16 protein-coding genes and 1 other annotated feature are annotated in these 18,971 nt (G+C 46.5%); of the genes, 6 read left to right on the top strand and 10 right to left on the bottom strand.

Annotated elements, in window-relative coordinates:
• Positions 1–103 precede the first annotated feature (103 nt).
• The 4 genes from Q3O60_RS09070 (at position 104) to Q3O60_RS09055 (ending at position 4,660) form a co-directional block, all read left to right on the top strand.
• Positions 104–451: a DUF3024 domain-containing protein gene (locus Q3O60_RS09070; protein WP_305893601.1), complete on the top strand. Its 348-nt coding sequence runs from the start codon at positions 104–106 to the stop codon at positions 449–451.
• A gap of 824 nt (positions 452–1,275) precedes the next feature.
• Positions 1,276–3,384, top strand: a complete 2,109-nt coding sequence (locus Q3O60_RS09065; protein ID WP_305893600.1) for a protein-disulfide reductase DsbD family protein — start codon at positions 1,276–1,278, stop codon at positions 3,382–3,384.
• Positions 3,368–3,904 (top strand): protein disulfide oxidoreductase, encoded by a 537-nt coding sequence (locus tag Q3O60_RS09060; protein ID WP_305893599.1) that lies wholly within the window; start codon positions 3,368–3,370, stop codon positions 3,902–3,904. Before Q3O60_RS09065 ends, Q3O60_RS09060 begins: the two co-directional genes overlap by 17 nt.
• 15 nt (positions 3,905–3,919) lie before the next feature.
• A complete protein-coding gene (locus tag Q3O60_RS09055) occupies positions 3,920–4,660 on the top strand; it encodes a thioredoxin domain-containing protein (RefSeq protein ID WP_305893598.1) in 741 nt (246 codons plus the stop codon).
• Positions 4,661–5,001: 341 nt separating this feature from the next.
• Here Q3O60_RS09055 and Q3O60_RS09050 read toward each other — a convergent pair whose 3' ends face one another.
• From Q3O60_RS09050 to Q3O60_RS09040, 3 genes are all read right to left on the bottom strand, one after another.
• Entirely contained in the window at positions 5,002–5,718 is a 717-nt protein-coding gene (locus Q3O60_RS09050; protein ID WP_305893597.1) for a Fic/DOC family protein, read from the bottom strand.
• Complete coding sequence (locus Q3O60_RS09045) at positions 5,702–6,376, bottom strand: type IV toxin-antitoxin system AbiEi family antitoxin domain-containing protein (RefSeq protein ID WP_305893596.1); 675 nt, start codon at positions 6,374–6,376, stop codon at positions 5,702–5,704. Before Q3O60_RS09045 ends, Q3O60_RS09050 begins: the two co-directional genes overlap by 17 nt.
• 370 nt (positions 6,377–6,746) lie before the next feature.
• Entirely contained in the window at positions 6,747–8,024 is a 1,278-nt protein-coding gene (locus Q3O60_RS09040) for a site-specific integrase (protein WP_305893595.1), read from the bottom strand.
• A gap of 365 nt (positions 8,025–8,389) precedes the next feature.
• On the opposite strand from Q3O60_RS09040, the gene Q3O60_RS09035 reads away from it, so the two are divergent.
• On the top strand, positions 8,390–8,725 hold the full coding sequence (locus tag Q3O60_RS09035) for a hypothetical protein (protein ID WP_305893594.1): 336 nt from the start codon (positions 8,390–8,392) through the stop codon (positions 8,723–8,725).
• Between the two features lies 1 nt (position 8,726).
• Here Q3O60_RS09035 and Q3O60_RS09030 read toward each other — a convergent pair.
• From Q3O60_RS09030 to Q3O60_RS09010, 5 genes are all read right to left on the bottom strand, one after another.
• A protein-coding gene (locus Q3O60_RS09030; protein WP_305893593.1) for an IS3 family transposase occupies positions 8,727–9,943 on the bottom strand; the annotation gives its coding sequence in 2 pieces (ribosomal slippage) (positions 8,727–9,661 and positions 9,661–9,943; 1,218 coding nt in all).
• Positions 9,549–9,665 (bottom strand) — a sequence feature (AL1L pseudoknot). It overlaps the preceding gene by 117 nt.
• 180 nt (positions 9,944–10,123) lie before the next feature.
• Positions 10,124–10,348 (bottom strand): DUF2787 family protein, encoded by a 225-nt coding sequence (locus tag Q3O60_RS09025; protein ID WP_305893605.1) that lies wholly within the window; start codon positions 10,346–10,348, stop codon positions 10,124–10,126.
• Positions 10,349–10,357: 9 nt separating this feature from the next.
• Positions 10,358–10,669, bottom strand: coding sequence for a type II toxin-antitoxin system RelE/ParE family toxin (locus tag Q3O60_RS09020; RefSeq protein WP_305893592.1), 312 nt, complete (start codon positions 10,667–10,669; stop codon positions 10,358–10,360).
• A 2-nt stretch (positions 10,670–10,671) separates the two neighbouring features.
• Positions 10,672–10,983, bottom strand: coding sequence for an addiction module protein (locus Q3O60_RS09015; RefSeq protein ID WP_305893591.1), 312 nt, complete (start codon positions 10,981–10,983; stop codon positions 10,672–10,674).
• Positions 10,984–11,119: 136 nt separating this feature from the next.
• On the bottom strand, positions 11,120–12,619 hold the full coding sequence (locus Q3O60_RS09010) for a serine hydrolase domain-containing protein (RefSeq protein ID WP_305893590.1): 1,500 nt from the start codon (positions 12,617–12,619) through the stop codon (positions 11,120–11,122).
• A gap of 157 nt (positions 12,620–12,776) precedes the next feature.
• Here Q3O60_RS09010 and Q3O60_RS09005 point away from each other — a divergent pair, with 157 nt between their 5' ends.
• On the top strand, positions 12,777–14,840 hold the full coding sequence (locus Q3O60_RS09005; protein ID WP_305893589.1) for a winged helix-turn-helix domain-containing protein: 2,064 nt from the start codon (positions 12,777–12,779) through the stop codon (positions 14,838–14,840).
• Positions 14,841–14,959: 119 nt separating this feature from the next.
• Here the strand turns inward: Q3O60_RS09005 and Q3O60_RS09000 are convergent, their stop codons facing one another.
• The gene (locus tag Q3O60_RS09000; RefSeq protein ID WP_305893588.1) at positions 14,960–15,967 is read right to left on the bottom strand and encodes an OmpA family protein; all 1,008 of its coding nucleotides are present in this window, start codon (positions 15,965–15,967) and stop codon (positions 14,960–14,962) included.
• 246 nt (positions 15,968–16,213) lie between these two features.
• On the bottom strand, positions 16,214–18,784 hold the full coding sequence (locus Q3O60_RS08995; RefSeq protein ID WP_305893587.1) for a TonB-dependent receptor: 2,571 nt from the start codon (positions 18,782–18,784) through the stop codon (positions 16,214–16,216).
• Positions 18,785–18,971: the final 187 nt, after the last annotated feature.

Raw genomic sequence — 18,971 nt, 5'->3', positions numbered from 1 at the left:
GGGCTACAACTCTTCATCCGCATAGCATGGCGACACTTAAAACAGTATCGGAAGTCATAAATCAGCTTTTTGAGCAGCCATAAACTTATAGGAATATTTTAAGTTGGCATTAAGCGAGTTTGAAATTAAAAAATGTGAGAAGGCCCTGGAAGATTTTCTTCAAAAGAGACGGCCCCCAGCTCATTTACGTTCGGAAGTCGATCTCGCTTATCGGCAGGACGGCCATACTATTGTGATCTATGAGTTACGCCAGAATTATCGCAATAAGGCTGAAATGATTGAAGTAGATATTGCCAAGCTGACGTTTGTGCAGACAAAGAAAGTCTGGAAGATTTTCTGGATGAGGCAAGATTTGAAGTGGCATAGTTATCAGCCATATCCAACGGCCAGGACGATTGAAGAAGCTGTAACAGTTGTCGAGAACGACGAGCATGCATGTTTTTTCGGCTAGCACTGAATCGGTCTGAAAGTGTGCTCATGACATGTATAAAACTGCATAAATTACGATTTATTCAAATTTTATGCGGCTTTTCAGCTAGTCGAGCTAAATAGCTGCTTAAGCACGCGATGAGTATCTATAATCGATACGGATTTGCACTTTAATACTTATTAAAGTGCGAAATGAATTAAAAATTAACTATATTCAATGTTGCTTTGCTATGAGCTGCTTTAGATAAATAAAGAGTCTTGATTGTCATTTGCTGACCATAGAGCACGTTAGAGCTCTTAGAGTATCCAAAAGGACGATATCTATTCTAATCACCTTGTTGTTCTGTTAGGCTTTCCGCTGATTTAACTAATGACATGACGCTATGCTCACTCAGATCCGCCAAAAACTCCATAACAGTCGCATCTTTATTGCGCTGCTATTGTGTGTTTTCGTCACATGCTGGGGCAGCAGTGCGAAAATCTGGCAAAACGTTCTTAATCTGAGTACCACGGCGACGGTAACCTATACAGCTCATACGCTAGCTATGGCAGACACACAAAAAAGCACGATTGCTTCTCAGAGCGATGGAGGGTACTCAGCCAACACCGAGCGCTGTGACAAAACCTCCTATCTAATCACCCAGGCTCAGCAGGACTTGTCTGATTTTGTCGCAATCCTTTTCATTGTGCTATTGCTGTTTGTCAGTGTATTTCGCACCCAAAAGCCGCTCAAACTTAAACCATTCTGGCGCCCGAAGCGGCGCACGCACTCCGTATTTTGTTGCTTCCTGGAATAGATAACTGGCTTAAAAACCACGCTTTTATCTTTTTTCAGGAGAACATGACATGTACAACCTTTTTTCGCTATGGCGTCAGCCATGGGTGTTGTTTGGGCTTATTGGCAGCGTGCTCTTTAGCGCAAGCGCTCTGGCCACCCCTCCCAGCACTGGTTGGCTGACAACAGCTGAAGCACCCCATTTATCAGTAAAATTAACACTGACCGGCCACTATGATGCTAGCTCAGCTGTCTTACCAGCAACCTTGCAGGTACAGTTAGATGACGACTGGAAAACTTACTGGCAAGCGCCTGGTGAAGGAGGTATTGCACCTTCGTTACACTGGTCGGATTCAAAAAACCTGGTCGATATTCATTGGTTCTGGCCTGCACCATCGCGTTATCTTGTGCAAGGTTTTGCCACCCAAGGGTATCAGCATAGCGTTACTTTTCCGCTACAGCTGCAACTCACGCCTGGTGCACCCTCAGCCGTTTTGCAAGGTGTTCTCACCGTACCAAGCTGCACTACAATCTGCGTATTGACAGACTTTGCACTGGAGCTTCCGATTGATATAGCTTCGCTGCAAGCCGATGAAGAGCAGATGTTCCTGTTTAGTCAGGCGATGAGTCAGGTACCGCAACCACTGGCGGATGTGCAAATTAAGCAAGCTGGTATCACCGATAAGCCAGGACAAATCTACATTCAGCTGGAACGAGACCATGGCTGGACAAGCCCCGAAATATTTATTCACAGCAATGAGGATGGCTTGTCTGAAGTGGTGTACGAGGTTGCATCTGCCAACCTATCAGGCAAAGAGCTAAGTGTAGTAGTGAGCGCCAGCCACTGGTTGGGTTTGCCCGATCTGACGGACAAAACGCTTTATGTCACAGTAACAGACAATGAGTTTTCTGCTGAATACCCGGTTACGTTAACGGCGGTTACGTCGGTACCTCCGGACAGTCAACGATCACTTCTGCTCATTTTACTGTTAGCTCTGGCTGGTGGCCTGATCTTGAACATCATGCCCTGTGTGTTACCGGTTCTTGGGATAAAACTCCAAAGCATGCTGCTGAATAAACCAAAGCAAGGTAGCACTATCAGAAAGCAATTCCTGGCTTCAGCACTCGGTATTATCACCTCGTTCTGGCTATTAGCCCTGGCACTTAGCTTACTGAAATGGTCGGGAGAAAGTATTGGTTGGGGTATTCAATTCCAAAACCCTTACTTTATTGGCGGAATGGTAGGTGTCACCTGGTTATTTACTTTAAATCTGGCAGGCGCTTTTGAGGTTCGTTTACCGGGTTCTTTAGGGGGCTGGGCAGCAACAAAAGGCAACAATAGCTATGCAGGACATTTTTTACAGGGCATGTTGGCCACATTATTAGCCACACCATGCACCGCGCCATTTTTGGGTACGGCTGTCGCTTTTGCACTGTCAGCTGACATTGTCACCATAGTACTGATATTTACCGCCCTGGGAATAGGCATGGCGTTACCCTGGTTACTGCTAGCTGCTTTGCCACAATTATCAGCGTGGCTACCTAAACCAGGCCGCTGGATGCTGTGGGTTAAGCCGTTTTTCGCGGCGATGATGTTTGCTACAAGTTTATGGTTACTTAGTTTACTAACGCCTTTTATGGGCAGCGCAACATTTACGTTGTTACTGGTCGCCTTACTTGTGGTGACCTTGTTCATACTAGGCAGAACCTATGGACTGAAGATCATTCTCTACCTGATTAGCACGCTTGCATTGCTGGGGGCGGCATCAGGTGTCGCACTAATGCTTACGGCTGAAAGCTGGCAGCAGGTATTACCTGCCGATCATGACTGGCAGCCACTGTCCGACCAGCACATTCATACCGCTGTCGCTGCTGGAAACGTGGTGTTTGTTGATATCACTGCAGACTGGTGTATTACCTGTAAAGCAAACAAGATTGGCGTATTGCTACAGCAACCAGTGCATAACGCGCTGGCAGAGCCTGGTGTTGTCCGGATACGCGGTGACTGGACAGTGCGCAACCCCGCTATAAGCCATTACTTGCAAAGCAACAACACCTTTGGAGTACCCTTTAATAAAGTGTATGGGCCTGGCGCCCCTGAGGGTATTGCTTTACCTACTCTTTTAACCACCGACGTGGTGATTCAAGCATTGGAGCAAGCCCGTGACCAAACCAAATAACCAAACGAACCAACCGAACCGCTGGCGCCGCCGCCTGATTGAGTTCTTTCTTTATACAGTGCTGATATTCGCGCTGGTGCTGGCTCTGGATTGGTACCGCAATCGACAGGTCCCTGAATCATTGCCGGTACAACAGCCGCTGATGGATATTCAGGGAAAGGGGCATGATTTACAAAGCCTCAGCCACGAAGGGCCCATACTGGTTTATTTCTGGGCGACCTGGTGCCCGATCTGTCAGCTGACCTCACCGGTCATGGACAGCTTTAACGATACATATCCAGTAGTCAGTATCGCCCTGCGCTCAGGTGATGACCAGAAACTACAACACTATATGACAGCTAAAGATTACCACTTCCCGGTGATCAACGACCAGGATGGCTTGCTTACCGCCCAGTGGCAAGTGGGTGTAACACCAACCATTGCATTGGTGGTTAATGGCCAGGTTGTCTGGGTCACATCAGGAGTGACGACCTCTCTGGGCTTACAGGCCCGTTTATGGTTTTACAAGCATTTTAACTAACTTAAGGTACTACTTATGAAAACTTTTTTTCTTAGCCTGTGCACTATAGGTGTCTTGCAACTAAGCATTGTTGCGCCACTACAAGCTCAAAGTTTAACTGAGCAACAGCAACGAGAACTTAGCGAGATTAATACCATACTAAGCGCCAACCCGATGCTGATAAACAGTATGTATCAGGGACTGAACAATTATCTGGCACAGAAAACAAAAAAAGACGCATTTTTAGCTGAAAATCATGACTGGCTGTTTAATAACACAGTGCATCCAGTGCTGGGGAATGCGAATGCTGCCCATAAAATTATTGTATTTACTGACTACGATTGCCCTTATTGTAAACGACTAGAACCGGAGCTGGAAAAGTTAGTCGCAAAGTATCCGTCAGTACAGGTCATTAATATTCTGGTCCCACTGCGCCAACAGCGCCCTGCAGGTGCAAAAACCAGCTCAGCTTTATTAGCGCTGGATTTATGGCGCAGCAACAAACCAGAATTTGATAAAGCGCATCAACTGTTAATGAAGAAATCAGGGCTTCATACCGCAGACTCTTTAAGGCATATCGGTACCAGTACTGGCAATGATACATTGTTAACTGCATCAGCAGAGAGCCAGCAGATTGTTGAGCGCAACATGGCCGTATTTACTGGCTTTGGGCTACGCGGTACTCCTGCGATTATGATCGGCGAACAAGTTATTCCAGGCTTTGTACCTTACCCAAAACTCCTTGAGGTTGCAGAGCATGAGTTTTCGTTAAGGTAATTATCAAGAAAGGCTGGCATGATGGCAGCATTTGCCAGTAACCGGAATTAAGCTGGCCGCAGTTTGAACCAGCGAGTTGAACTAGTAGAAATCAGAGCACGTTAGTGCTCTGTTTCAAAGAGTCAAAGCATCTGCAGTAATAGCAAAAAAAGCAAATAAACAGCTCTTCGTATACAAGTTCGTGAATCCTCAGCTATGCTGTAGTTTCACCGAACAACTTCAAGCGTGAATATTTTAAAGAAGGTAGATGGTGTCTAGAAAATTTCAGGCCTTACCACTCAGTTAGTATCTAGAATTGATACCAATTTGCATTTTAAAAAGTGTGAAAGCACCTGATTGTTTTACTTATTTCGATTAAGCTCAAACTCTTTGTACTTAGCAAGAACTTCTTGGTTACTGTACTCTCCCTCGACAGAATCCTGAGCTTGGCTGCCGTCTAAACCTTTTATATCACCTATTGATCCACCCCATGCAAGCCTGTCACGTTGAGGAACAATGAATGTCGATAAATAGCTGTCTAAATGGTTTTTACCTGGCGAAGTGATTTCTTTGCTTAAGGCAGATAAATAATCATTTTTTGCTGTTTGCTGCCAATCAATACAGAATCCAGCCCGGTAACATAACTCGCTGTGAATAATCAGCATTGTTCTTCCATTTCCATCGAGAAAAGGGTGGCCATATGCGAAGTAGCCCATGACTTCGCCTGAACGCTTACGCATTTGAATTTTGTCATGAGCAATTTTGAGCCCTTCAGCTACCGCTCGCTCGATATCTACTGGATGACAGAACTGCGTATTCGCTTTTGATATTGCTAAGTTTGGGACAACTTCATTCCGATCTTTCCCTGCCCACGGGTAGAACTCATGAAAAAGAATCTTGTGAACAGCTTTAAAGTCACTGTATGTGATTTGCTGTTTATTAGATAGGTAACTAAGCGCATCATCGAGGCCAGCACGAAACATCGTGTGCTCAATTTCTCGAACAATCTCCAGATTTTTTTCTTTAAACCGGTTTTGTAAATAACCAGCTTCTTCAAAATCCTTAAACGGGTCGAACACTTTCGTTTCTCTCCCTGAGGTAATTAATAGTTAGTATTGCGACATCCTTTGTTGAAATCTTACCGGCCCTCTTCATTGCTATGAGCAGATCCTCAACGCTATCTTGTCTCACTTCGTCACCCGCGAGTTTTGTTACAGAGTTAGCCCAGCGATCCAGTGAACATTTTTTGTACTTTACCTGATGTGAATGTGCTAGAGCTTCCACATATTGAGCAACGTTTTTAGTTGGAAACTTGAGCGTCTGATTAGTTTTGCTACTGCGTGCCCTTTTAGATCTGGTACGAAAGGTTATCGCTATATTATTAATAAAGATCGTCTTCCAAACTCTGGGAGTGCTAGTCTCGATTATAATAGGCTTACCAGATCTAGCAGCATTGGCGTCTATATCTGGCTTTTGGACTAATGAGTAACCCAATTTAGCGGCAGCATCTGAGATTATGGTTAACAGCGAATCCGTCATTTCTTTGGGTGGAGTGTTAATAACGTTGGCTTTCGCGTAAATACCGCGGCCAAGTCGATGGATGACTCCTTTAGAAATCAGCTTATTTAAAATACTCGACACCTGAGTAGGACTGCCAAGATTGGCAACATCAGAACGAAGTAAAACCGATCCTGTACGTCGACTGATTGACTGACGCATACGAGATTCTAGATTCATAATTTTCACTCCTGATCTCTTATACAATAAGTATACTACAAAGAAGCTCCTTGCGCTCGCTAAATTAAGTGAATATTATCAGTGGGTTGTCTTGAATTTGTGATGTGGTGGCCGGCATAACATGTAAAATGGTAAATAGGTCAAAATCGCAGTTCCATATAGAATGCAATTTATTTTTTGGAGTTGAATTTGATTGATTTCAATGCCTTGTATCTATCGCATTGCTATTTAGATATACCCGCGATTTAGAAAGTTCTGTTCCATGGCGCTGTAGTTCTTAATATTACGCTCCCTGGCTCGTTCACTAAGCGCACGTTGTTTAATAGAATCTTGTGCTGTCAGATCGTACTGAACGCCACTAAAATTAATACTAAATCGCTTCCTTGGATTTGTAGTTTTGCTCCCACTTGATATACCGCTCTTTCCAAAGTTTAGCCACAGATTCTTTTTGCTCCCACTTTTTCTCAATCTCTTTCTTTTCCGGTAGCTCAACACCAGACAGCTGCTGGCTGAACATGCGTGGTATCACATGGCTATAGTGGCGCTCGATCATTTCTATACTGGTTCCACACTGACGGGCTAGAACATCAATACTAACTTTTTGCGCTATGAGCTCCCAAGTGATAAACGAATGACGTAGCGAGTACAGTGTTCTTTTGCCATGTGGTGAGTCATCAAAGCCAATTTCTTTCAGTGCATTATTGAAAGTGCGACTAATTTCATTGGTTTTAGAACCATCAGGCAAGCGGAAAATAAGGTCGGTTGCTTTGCGGTTGGGGAAACGTTCAGTCAGACGCAATATGGTTTGCTGAAGAGCTCGCTTGCATACCACTTCGCGGGTGCCAGTGTGAAGGGTGGTTTTACCTTTACGGACACTGATGAAGAAGGTGGCTTTGTCATCATGACGTTCGATATGCAGATCACCCCAGGTTAGGTTGTCTAACTCTGTGCCTGGCCGCATGCCGGTATGGATCACGAACTCGGCATAGTCTTGTGTTAGCTCACGGATTTGACGGCTCACTTCTTTGCGGCTGTTAATTTCCATCTGGTACAGGTGATCTTGTATCTTTTCATATTCGGCAGGCGTAAAAGCCGCACGCCTGACAGTCGTAGTTCCATTGGTAGATAAGGATGGTACTTGAACAGCCAACATCCATTTACTGTTTACAGCTTCTTTGAATACCATCTGCATAGCTGCGTTATGCGTCATCAGAGTAGACCGAGCTGGCTTACGCTTGAATTTGCTCTCACGCCAGACATCAAACTCGCGCAGCTTCTCGCTATCAATGGACGTGATGTAGGTTCGGTCAAAAAACGGGATGTGGTATTTCTCTAAGCAACCGATGTAATCTTCATAGATTGCCTTACCAGCACCACGGGCACGGTCTGCTTTCATCGCAGTAATGGCTTTTTCGGCGACATCCTTAAAGCGTTTGCTGGTAGTTAGGGTGTTTGTCTCAGCTCGGATTTCATACTCAATCAAGATATGGTGCGCCTTGGCAATCGCCCGATCTTTATCGACCTCTTTTGTAGCCTTGCAATACCACTTCCCGTTCAAGGTAAAACGGGCATACCAACGCTTGCTATTACTCTGTAGAAAAATGTATAGGCCGGGTTTGATGTCATGGCGCTCAAGTTGGCTAGTCATTGCTTGGCACCACGTGGGTAGGTTGGGGGAGCAATGCAGCAGGACTGCATGAATACAGTGAATAGGGGGCTGAAACCCTCAAGCTTGTTCGGAGTTGATTTGAGTAGTTGTGCATCGACAAAGTCCAGAAGACAGTTTGCTAAGTTTTTGCTAAGCGCGTACTTTGCAGCTTTTTGCAGTCTAACTTATTGTTTAATAAACTACCATCTTAGATGCACTCTTTTCAAAATCCACCGTTGGAAACAACGTGTCGGTTCGAGTCCGACCCTAGGCACCATTTATTTTTAAATTCATTCATATTTACCCTTCTTGCTCATAATTTCCTTTACACTAGGCGACTTTAAGTCACCTAGATGAACTATGCTATGGAAACTTACCAAATATTCGAAGTGTCTGAAGATGGTTTTGAAAATTTTGAACAGATGGGTACTAAATCTAAATTTTGGTATTCAGATAAAACTGATAGCCAAAGCTATCTGTTCAAATCTATACATACTTCAGACAAGTATGGCCAAGATATCATTCGTTTTGGAGAAGATTGGGCTGAAAAAATTGCCTGTGAAATAGCAAATCTATTATCTATTCCAACAGCTCAGTATGATTTGGCTACATACAATGGTGAGCGGGGTATTAGAACGAAAAACTTTCTTCAAGATGGTGATGTGAATCACACCGGTAAATTCGGAGGCGGATTTGTTTGAGTCATGCTGCCGTATCTTGAGTTAATTGTCGATAGTAGTTTTCCTCATATTCAGCCGGTGGGATATCGCCAATTGAGCTCAGCAATCGTCTGTTGTTAAACCAGTCAACCCAGTCCAGTGTTGCAAGCTCAACTTGCTCCAGCCCTCTCCACGGGCCGTCTTTATAAATCACCTCGGCTTTGTACAAGCCGTTAATCGTTTCAGCCAAGGCATTGTCATACGAGTCGCCAACACTGCCAACCGAAGCTGTAAAGCCAGCTTCTGATAACCGTTCAGAGTAACGTATCGAGACATACTGGCTTCCTCTGTCGCTGTGATGAATGACGCCTTTAGGCTTACCTCTGGCCCATAAAGCTTGCTCTAACGCGTCCAGAATCAACTGTGTCTGCATCGACTTCATCACACGCCAGCCCACGATTTTTCGGGAGAACACATCGATGACGAAGGCGACGTAAACGAAGCCTGACCATGTAGCAACATACGTGATATCTGCAACCCACAATTGGTTTGGCCGGTTGGCACTGAACTCCCGTTTCACCAGCTCCAATGGCTTAGCTGCGCTATCATCAGGGATCGTTGTGATACAACGGCTGCCACGTCGCACGCCCTGGATCCCAAGCGTACTCATAAGTCTGGCAACCGTGCAGCGAGCCACCGTGAAGTCTTCACGCTTCAGTTGTTTCCAGACTTTCCTGATGCCATAGCATTGGCGATTATCCTGCCATACACGCAGGATCTCAGGCTTCAGAGCCTCATCCTGATGGTAACGCTGACAGCGGCGCTCAGGCTGCGCTTCAAGTGACTTGCACCGGTAATACGTTGATGGTGCGATCTGCAGCACACGGCAAATCGGCTCGACACCATGCAACACTCGGTGCGCATCGATAAACTGGACTACTTCTTCGGTTTGCGGTCGAGCTCCGCCTGGGCAAAAAATGCAGCTGCCTTCTTCAGGATCTCATTTGCTTGCTTGAGCTCTTTGTTTTCTCGTTCAAGCTGCTTGATCTTGGCTGCTGCATCCGAGGTGACACCTGGCTTTTTGCCTGAGTCCACTTCGATTCGATTAACCCAAGCTCTTAATGTCTCAGGAGTACAGCCAATTTTTGATGAAATAGACACCAGCGCCGCCCACCGGGATGGGTGCTCATGCTCTGAGGTCAAAACCATGCGAACTGCACGTTCGCGGACTTCTGCGGAATAAGTTGCTCTTTTGTTCATGTGCTAATTCTCTCAAGAAAATTAGCCTCCGACAAACCCGGTGTGATTTAATGGGGTAAGCCGCTTATCGCTTCTATCTCACTCATCGTTAGCCCTTTGGTATCACGCTGACATCGTAACTATTATGTTTTGGGCTGGCTATTAAGTGGGCTTCGCCCCCTTTGGAGTTGTATGCTTTCATTAGCTAACTTCCATCTCAAAAAACCCCATACCCAACCAATAAGTCAAAAAGTTATCCTCCCACATCGGGTATAGGGTTCTGGCTATTTCAATCGGGTGGTAACCATGCAGATCTTGATACATGCCTGCCTGAAAATCGAAGTCTACCGATTTGGCCAACTCAGCAAATGGGCCTTGGCCGACATAGGTAAACTCGGCACTGTAGCCCGGAGACCGGGTGTTCAGGCCTTACCATTACGGGGTAAGTCGATCGTGCCAGTAGCCGGGTTTTCTAGAATGATGGGCGAACGCAACAACCGTAATTATTTGACTATTTGCTATTGTCACCAAAGAAAAAGGAAACCTTTGAAGAATCAATCTTTTGGCTCCGAGTTTGGCTGCTTCGCCAATGACGGGTACGAGCGGCGGGTTTGGTTTGCTGAGCTTCGCCGCTGCCTGCTCAAAACTGGTAATGAGCTGCTCGCCCAGACCAGGTATCTCGAGTTCGTACCAAGCAGCGGCCTCGGTCAACTCTTCGCTAGCTTCCGAGCTAACCTTTACTTTCAAGATCAGCCCTTAATCCGAGCTCTAGCTCGTGAAATGGCTTCATCAACATCAAGAAGTTCAGTTTTTCCTGATTCAATGTCATTGATTCTGCGGCAAATTTCTACGTCCCAGGCCTCTGCAGCACTCATGTCGGCTGGGCCATCTAAACTGGCAACCAAATCATGTGCAAGTTTAGCACGCTCTTTCTCAGGCAAGGTCATAGCAGCATTAGTGATACGTTCAAGTTGTGCTGTTTCCATTGCATCACCTAAAACCTTTAAAACGACAATGAATAAATGATGCACCAAAATACCCCACATAACAAGGCCAAGCACACAGCGACACCTTCTATAGTTAGCCTGCTCATATTGAGGACAGATCAAAATTAACTGACTTCCCGCTTTGCTCACTTCAGATGTGGCTTACCCGCGAAGAACGAAAATGACGGCATTCGCTTTTTTAAATTCAGCATTATTGTTTTTTGTATGCCGTTTGGTTGTACAAAAGAATTTTCGGCTTTCCTGCACTTAGGCTAAAACTGACTTCAACACCGGTATCTTCATGCACATAGGCATGGTCACCTTGCACCGCTGTTAAGGGGTAAACATCGCCATTGGGAAATTTGACGGCAATACCATCGGCTTGATCCAGTTGAATAACGTCGGCCTGCCAACCAGCCACAAAAGGATATTTGCCCAGAAACACGGTTTGATCTTGCCGATTCACGGTGCGCCTTTCAAAAGGTTTTCCTTTAAAATCAGGCCAGTTATAAACAAATGACGCTGCCCTCAGCATTTCAAGCCCTATACTAAAGCCAGCATCGGAGTTAGTCATAAATACGGCGCCATCTCCCGTCTCTGGATACATAACCATAAAGCAACTGTAACCCCGGGTGCCGCCACCATGCTTGAACAGGAATTGTTCATCGTCACCCGCAACGATAAATGTCATGGCGGGTTGCCCGCCAAATTGATCGGATAGATCTTGATCGGGCATGACCGGGGCTAACATTTCTCTGGAAGAGGCTTGCGATAGCAGCTCACTCTGCCCCTGGTATGCCTTAGTGGTTTCGATGGCGAGCTTGGCTAAATCGCTGGGAGTAGACCACAACCCTGCCGCAGCTTGCTCAGGATGCACCCGCCAGCCGCCAGTGATTGGTTTGCCCGACGGTTCATGGCCTAAAGCGGCTTGAACCCCATCTTTTTGCGGATAATCCATCGCAAATGAGCTATTTTCCATACCAACTTGCGACAACACCCAGGCATCCATCACTTGTTCAAAAGGCTGTTGGAAGGTGTCACTCAAGGCTATTTCAGCCAGGGTATAGCCGGCGCCCGAATAGCTAACTAGAGTGCCTGGCGTTGTTTCAACCTTGGCAGCTTTGTTGGTAGCAGGTGCCTCGCCGTTAAACGTTTGCACATCAGATGGTATGGCTGCGCCTTTTTCATAGCCCAGATAGCCTCCTGCAGTTAATCCGGAGGTATGATCAAGAATATTTTTAAAGGTAACGGGGGTCTCAGCAGTCTGTTTGCCTTGAGCTAACGTCAACGATGTTACATATGTCTCAATATCGGCATGAATATCTATCACGCCTTGGTCTTTCATTCTCATCACAGCAAATACCGTGACCGGTTTGGCAATAGATGCCGCCTGAAATACTGTGTTGACCGTTACCGCCTGGTCTGAAGAAGCTGCGATAGTGCCATAGCCCTGGGCCCAGGACACTTCACCGTTTTGGATTAGGGCGAAACTTATGCCGGGCACTTTATGATGCGACAGTCGCTCAGTGACCGTAAAGGTGTTCACTTGCTCCTGAGCAAATTTAACCGGAGGGCGCAAACCTGCTTCAACAGCTGCTTGTAACGCAGCCGTGTTAATTTCCTTATTAACCACGCTTTTATCTGGCGCGATGTTTGTAGCTTGCGCGCAATGGGCGCTTACAGCCAAAATTACCAACAAATACTTCTTCATAGTTTCCTCGATAGCGTTGCTCACCTTTGAACGCAGCGATCATGACCAATTGCACAATAACAGGCATGATTTTTCGATGACTTTTTATGACATTTGATGACCTGACCTGGTGGATATGCTAATTTTCGCCTTCCAGAGGGAGAGCAAGGGTTAAGCAATGCGTTGGCAGATTGATGATTTTGTTTTTTGTGATCAGCACCAGTCGTTAACGCATGATGGCAAAGTACAGCAGCTGGAACCTATTCTGGTTGAGTTACTGTCTTACTTTTGCCATAACCCGGATACAATCATCAGTAGAGATGAACTGGTAGCCGCCGTATGGCTTGGGCGCACGGTAACGGATGGCGCAGTGAACAGAGCCATTACCAAATTGAGGCGCTGTTTTGCTGATAATCCTAAGGCTCCCCGCTTTATCGCTACCTTTCCTAAAAAAGGCTATAAGTTTATTGCTGTCGTCAGGGAGTGTGTGCCCGATGAACATACTGGCGGCCTGCCAGGCAAGCATTCTCACCAAGCTGGCAAAGCCAATCGCACAGTAGATAACCGATATGCACTCTATACTGCTATTGCCCTGATAGTGGTTGCTATTGGCTTATTTTTGGTCAAACCAGACAAAGATACCGCTTCGTTGATAACCCAGGCAAAACGACTCACTCACTCTGCCGGGCAAGAATGGCAGCCAAGGATTTCCCCTGACCAGCAATACCTGACGTATACCGAAATTGTTGCGAATAAAATGCAGCTTTTTATTAAACAGTTATCGGATGGAAGCACAGTAGAAGTTACTCCGGTAGACGACCCAAATGCATGGGTTGGGCCTGCCAGCTGGAACTCGACTGGAGATAAGCTGGTCTACCTCGTGGCGACTCAGGATTACTGTCGCTATTACCTGCAATCTTTTGCTGCCATGACGCTTGGCGAGCCGCAGCTTATTCACAATTGCCCGGCCGGTAGTTATGGAAAAATCGCCTTTTCTCATTCTGATAACGTTTTAATTTACACTGAACGTTCCGGCACGAATTCGTCCTATGTATTATTTGAATTTGACCTGATCACAGGCCAGAAGCGCAAATTGAACCAGCCTCCTTTGGTCCTTGCTGGCAATATCTCGTTCGATTTGCATCCGACCCAAAACAAATTACTGGTATCCTCAGTCGACGAACAAATGTGGGAACGCTTTTATTCCGTCGATCTTGATACGGATGAATTGACCCTGTTGTTTAAGCTGGATAGCTATATCTGTTGTGGTATTTGGGATCACTCCGGAAAACGGGTGGTACTGATGGGTGAACACCCGGCGGTGCAACTTGTTAGTTACGATTTGCAAGGGAAAGACCGGCAGGTCGTGTATGCCGGATCTCAGCAACTGCATCCGCCAGAAAGGCACACCAATGGCATTGATTATGTGTTTCCGGCGGGCAGAAGTAATCTTGATACCCATTTCTATAGTTTTACCACCCTTAAAACAAAGCATATTGTCAATTCGTCCGTGGATGACCGATTGGCGAGAGTCAGCCCCCAGGAAGATAAAGTTGCCTACGTAGGGCTGGCAAGCGGCACAGAAGAAATATGGCTGGCAGATAGCAATGGCAGCAATCAGCGTCAGTTGACCCGTTTTAATGATCAACGCCACTACTTGGATTTAACCTGGGCGCCGAATGGAAAAACACTGGCCGGGCTTACGTTAAACGAAATCCATTTAATTGATATAAACAATCACAATAGCCGTGTGTTGCGAATCCCTCAGATGGACATCCGCGCTATCTCCTTTAAGGATGATCAAACCGTTTTTTACAGCGTGAAACAAGACGGCCAATGGGTAGTAAAACGATACAACATAACTACAGACGAAGTTTCAGGTACAGATAGTAAATGGCAGTTTGTCCGGTTCGATGCCGATGACAAAAATACCTTGTGGGTAGATCAGCAAAACAAAATATACGTAGGTGCGGCAGCTCAGCCAGTAGAAATACCTCAGCACGACACGTTTAAGATCATGGTTGGTCGACATTTTAATGTAAGAAAGCAGGGTGCCAATTGGTATTGGCAGCACTGGGATAACGACCAGTATCAGCTGTATAGCATGGGGCCGGAACAAAACCAGCCCAGCCCGGTGCTTCGCTCCGATAGCCCACATATTGATCTATCGGCGACAGGGATTTTTTATCACAAGGCAGAGCGCCGAAATACAGATATATTTCAAACCGTGGCGCTGAAGTAGCTGAATATCAGTCTAAAACCATAGCGCGATGACCAGTAAGAAAGCGCACGTAATCTTTGCAACCTTTTGCTGAAAGCTCCCGATCTGCGGGTTTTTACTCTGTGCTCACTCTGAGAGCACTAACGTGTTCTGATTTCTACCAGTTCAACGCGCCGGTTCAAACTGCGGCCAGCTTCATTTCGGTTACTGGCAATCGGTGCCATCATGCCAGCTCCTGAAGCTTGTAACCGAGCTGAATCGACGTTATGCCGATGTTGTAAATAGCTGACAACTGCTGTTGCACGTTGTAGTGAAAGTCTGAGGTTGTAGTCAAAGTCACCGACATCATCGGTATGACCAACCACCAGCAGCCCTAGCTCAGGTTGTTCCTGCAGCAGGCTAGCGATGGTACTCAGGCTGTCAGCAGACTCTGGTAAAATCTCATCGCTGTCAAATGCAAACAATATATCCTGAATGGCAACACGGCCACTTTCTATCAGGCTGTCTGCCATTTCGTTCGATGTTAGTGGCCGGTGCTCCATACTGACTTCCATGGCTTCTTCGGTGACTACATTGACAGTCACCCCGGTACCGCGAGGGTTGTTACCGGCAAATAAGTAAGTTGACACACTGACATTCAGCCCTTCAGCTGGCTTTTGTGCCAGGATATAATAGACATGTTGCCGAACCTGAATAGGGCCATTGGCAGCAAGGTGCCGGTGTTCGGTCAGGAAGTTTGCACTGCGTCCAGCGCTCACCAGTTCATCACCTTCACCATTAAAAAGGATGTCAAAACCCTGCTCTTCCAGAGTATGGAGATAACTTCGATGTACCCGCAAAGGACTGATTTCAGGATCTGTGAAATCATAGATCATCCTCAGATGTTCTCCTTCCACGGTCAGCTGGTTTGAGTAGACTTTCGTTCTCAAGTCCAGTGGTCCAGCAGGTAGTATGACTTGTGCAAAGTCGTCTCTTTCAAAGGTACGAATCAATGAGCCAGCGACTCGTTTTACGGCTGGATGATCACCGGCGCCGTCGACGTCTTGACGATTTTCAGCCAGAGCGCTATGGCTGAACAGTAGTCCGGTGAGCACGATAACAAAGATTAAGAGGAGAGGGCGTTTCGAATACGAATAACTGAAAGTCATAAGGCAATCTTCCTTGGTTTGTTCTTATTAATTAGTCATCAAATACATTTGTACAAATAGTGAGCATACACACTCTTTTGTAGAGTATCAAAGGCTGAGGGATACAAAGCTTATAAATACACCTGCTTCTTGCTTATTTAATTAACGAGAAATTTTGCTCTGCAATAGTGCTGGGTTATGACTTAACATTGGAGTGAGTGCAGCCACACGCAAACCTGCTTGGCAGGCTTACGTGTGGCTTGAGGACTAAAACGTAGCGCGCACACCGGCGAAGATGCGGCGGCCAAAGTGGTTGATCCGGAATGGGACGCCATCATCACCGACTTCAGCTTTTGCTTTGGAGTCGCCTAAGTTGACCACCTGGAACATTGCCGAGAAGTTCTCATTAATTTGGTAGGTGATATTGGTATCAATCTGGCCGTAGCCACTCTGATACCAGCGATGCTCACCAATGATACCGGCATAGTAACGGTCACGATAATTGTAAGAGATACGGGCTGACCAATCCCCTTTATCGTAATAGGCCGTGGCGTTGTAGGTATGGCGGGAGTTATTGGGTAGTTCTTTGCCTTCCTCACTCATTTTGGCATCGGCATAGGTATAGTTGGCTAAGGCGCCAAAGCCATTACCAAAGTTATGCTGCAGATTTAGTTCGATACCCTGGTTGATACCGCCTTTGGTATTAACAGGTGTTCGCAGGTTGTATTCATCCAGATTATTGTCTTCATCGGGTAGCATTACCGGAAAGTACTGCTCGTCAATGTAAGAGCCGATATCCTTGTAGAAATAGGCAACAGAAATAATGGATGCACTGGTGAAGTAATACTCAGCCGATAGATCGTACTGATTGGCTCGGTACGGGTCCAGGTGAGGATTGCCCTGAAAGCCAGGGTTTGGTGGATTGTGAAATGCTGTCTTTCTGTAACCACGACGGCTGGTTAGCAAATCATAGTCGGGCCGGGAGATGACTTTCGCCGCGGCAAACCGCACGATGATATCATCCGCCAGATCATAATTGATGTTCAGGCTTGGCAAAATATCGTCATAGCTGCGCTCGACCACGACCGGTGTCCAGATCCAGGATTCAGGAGCCCAGGGGAACTGCATCCAGAAATCATAGCCCTCACTGGTTTGCTCGGTGCGGGCATAACGGACACCGATGTTACCGCGCAGCTTATCGACTGCAAAATTACCTTGCAGGTAGGCATTGCCGATATTCTCTGTCAGATCAAAGGCATATTCCATGTGGTCGTATTCACGCAGTGGTGTGGTATCTACCGTCCATTGCTGCCAGGCGGTATGATTAAATTGATACAAGGCGTGCTGTTCGCTGCCCTGGCCGAAAAAGTCCTGAATTAAGCTGCCATCGGTAAATTGATTTAAGCGTGCCGCCCCCAGATCATCGGGATGCCAGACCACTTTAAACAAGCCTGATGTTTTGTTGTGGGCACGGTACTTGACACCCGCATCGATGGAGGTAAACCACTCACCGTTCAGCACATAATTCAGATCTGCCTGAAAGTAGCTCTCTTTCTGGGTGTTGGAAATCAGATTACGGTGGGTATAAAGGCCATTGTAATCGGCAGGCATTAAGCTGTCGTCAAAGCGATAAGAAACATCGCCACCGGCAATGCTAAAGTCGGCTTCAGCGGCGGCCTGAAACTCCACCTGATCATCTTTGATATCTCCTTTGGCGCGGGTAAAACCAAGCTGGAACGATAAGGTGTAGTTGTCTGCCGTATAGTCGGCTTGTAAATCATGCACCCGGGTTTCATAGCCACCCAAATGATAATTGGCGGTGTACAATGCTTCTTGTTCCCAGTTGACATCATCTGCGTTCGGGAAGACTCTGCCACTGGTGATCAGGTTGCCGACCGTGTTACTGAACTGAATATCATTGGGGCTACCAATCAGATAAGCGCCATTGGCCACTGAACGGTTTTCTTGGTCCACCTTGGAAAATAAGTTATTGAACGTCAACGACCAGGCATCATTCGGTGCGTATTGGATGGCGGCCGTCAGTGTGGTCAGATCGCGTGCTGATTCGTACCGTGAAGCCCGTGCTTCAGCCGGGGCAAAGTAGGTCATATCATCGCGCACAACGCGGCTGAGGCCTCTGGTGAATTTACTGTCACGCTGGATGTTGTTTTCTTTGTATACCGCGCTGAAGTTAAAGCCGAAATCTTCGTTATCATTTTTCCAGGAATAAAAGCCGGATAGTTGCGGGCTGGTCTTATCGCTGGTGTCCTGATAGGCCATTCTGGCGGATAAGGCCAGGAAGTTACTTTCTAACTCAAGCGGGTTGCGGGTGCGGACAATCACGGTGCCACCCAGGGAGCCTTCATCAATTTTAGCCTGGGCAGATTTATGCACTTCCAGTGTCTGAATCACTTCGGCTGGCAATAAAGAGTAATTAAAGCCGCGCGATGGGGTCAGGATGGAGGTCGATGCTGTGGCTGAAGCCACATTCTGGCCATTCAGTAAGGTCAGGTTTAAATGCGGTGCCGTACCCCGGATGCTAACCCGGTCGCTTTCGCCATCGCTTTTTTCAACCTGAACACCACTGATCCGGGCCAGAGAGTCTGCCACAGTTTGATCCGGAAACTTTCCCACATCCTCTGCCGTGACCGCATCCACGATGGTGTCTGAAAATCGTTTGATATTGAGGTTTCGTTCTTGTGACGCCGCAAACCCTCGTACCTGAATGCGCTCCACTTCTTCCTCTTCAGTGGCATCAACTTCTGAAGCCAGGCTGGAGCAGGCGAACATGACCGAGGCACTTAAAACGGAAACCCTGAATAGTGTTGATTTATGCATGTTTTCTCCCGTGTCGCTTTTACTGTGCTACAAATAATAGATTATAGAATTATTTATTATTGATGAATAATTGATTATTTTTCGGCCGTTGTCAAATCTTCCTGCAAGTTTTTTAAGCAAGTTGATGGCTAAGCGTTGTCGATTGAATGATCGAAATAGCTGTACTTTTTGTCTTCACCTTGCTTGG

Origin of the sequence: Alkalimonas collagenimarina, assembly GCF_030717845.1 — a bacterium.
Taxonomy (GTDB): Bacteria; Pseudomonadota; Gammaproteobacteria; order Enterobacterales; family Alteromonadaceae; genus Alkalimonas; species Alkalimonas collagenimarina.
This window is presented reverse-complemented; position numbering and strand designations above follow the sequence as displayed.